The organism is Bacillus luti, from assembly GCF_001884105.1.
Classification (GTDB): Bacteria; Bacillota; Bacilli; order Bacillales; family Bacillaceae_G; genus Bacillus_A; species Bacillus_A luti.
Window position 1 is genome coordinate 1 of sequence record NZ_MACI01000007.1, and the last position, 1,621, is coordinate 1,621.

The 1,621-nt window shown below is 31.4% G+C and carries 1 protein-coding gene; it reads left to right on the forward strand.

Features of this window, described 5'->3' with window-relative positions:
* The first annotated feature begins 400 nt into the window (after positions 1-400).
* Positions 401-1,330: a DMT family transporter gene (locus BAQ48_RS01370; RefSeq protein ID WP_071709717.1), complete on the forward strand. Its 930-nt coding sequence runs from the start codon at positions 401-403 to the stop codon at positions 1,328-1,330.
* The last annotated feature ends 291 nt before the right edge of the window (positions 1,331-1,621 follow it).

Here is a 1,621-nt window from a genome sequence, read left to right on the forward strand (position 1 = left end):
GTGAGAGTAGGACGTCGCCAAGCAAAAACCTAAGTCGATTCGACTTAGGTTTTTTTGTGTTTATTTTTATTTACCAAATGTCATAACCCATAGATTTAGTAATCTTAAAGAGGGGAAAGGATGGAATAGAGACTGTTTACAATAAATTTTAAGCGATAATGCGGTAAAAGGTTATAAAGTAATACGTTTAAATGTTGGTTGAAGGTAAGAATTACCTTTTTGTGTTAATTTATTTGTAGAATGAATAAAAAAATTTTACTTTTTATATGAAAACGTTATGTGAAAAATAGCTATTCAGCTGTTTTTCACATAACGTTTTTTCATTTTCAAAGGATTTCATGCAAGAAAAAATCTATAATTAAGATAGTTAATATATATTTTTTGATGGGTGTGGGGGATTATGAAAGAAATATGCATGTTATTAATGGCTGTTATATTATGGGGGACAGCCATTGCACCAACAAAGTGGGCACTAGAATCTATTCAGCCATTTACTTTGTTGTTCATTCGCCTTTTGTTCGCTGGTGGAATCTGTTTACTATTCTCATTTAAGCAATTAAAAAGATCGGTTGTACATAACCAAGTGCCATGGAAAAGAATGAGTTTACTATCTTTTACTGGTGTAGCTGGTTACTTTATGTTCACATCCTACGGTATTTCTTTAACAAGTGGATTGCATGTTAGTATTATTGATGCTGCTTTACCTTTAGTTACAATTCTTTTTTCAGCGTTCTTTTTGAAAGAAACAATTCAGCTTAATTATTGGATTGGTATTGTACTTGGGGTTGCTGGAGTACTTCTTATTACAATCCCATCTAGTAAAGTCGATCAAGAAGTATCTTTAATAGGAGATATCCTTATTTTATTAAGTACTTTCTTATTTGCTTTCTATACAGTGTTGCTGAAAAGGCCAAAACAAGAACAGTATCTATCAAACAAGGTTTTTACAACATTAACTTTAATTATTGGAGCTATTATTCTATTCCCATTTGCAATGGTAGAAACTTTTTATTACGGTTTTCCAACAGTTGAAACATGGAAGGGTGGACTAAGTGTAATATACCTTGTTATTGGGGCAACAATTTTAGCGTATTGGTTTTGGAATAGAGCATTAGAGACAGTCTCGGCATCAGTAAGTGGAGTATACTTAAATGCCTTACCGTTAATAAGTATTGTTGCTTCAATTGTTCTATTAAATGAATCTTTAACGTGGAGAATAGTAATAGGAGGTAGTTTAGTTTTATTTGGAGTGATATGGGCGGATAAACGTAAATTAATTGATTTATTTATGTCAGGCGATCGAAATGTTAAAGAGAATGAAGAATGTTAAAGTTTATAAGAGCGTGTATACAATGTTTAATGAAAAGGATGTCTTGTATGTAATAGGATGTCCTTTTCTCTATTTTCATTGAAATAGAGAAAGGTGAAATTAATAATAAAAATATCTTTGAAAGTATTTTTATTATTAATTGAATAAAAGGTGTTGACGATTAGAGTATAGAGGTGTAATATAGAACAAGTCGCCGATGACATTAACGTCGAAAGCGACAAACGAAATAAAAAACTTAGTTGACATTAACTAACGAAGATGTTAACATAAGGAAGTCGCAAATGAGCGACC

Excerpts from the sequence above, each read along its gene's own strand:
- BAQ48_RS01370 (WP_071709717.1), top strand. The coding sequence starts at position 401 with ATGAAAGAAATATGCATGTTATTAATGGCTGTTATATTATGGGGGACA.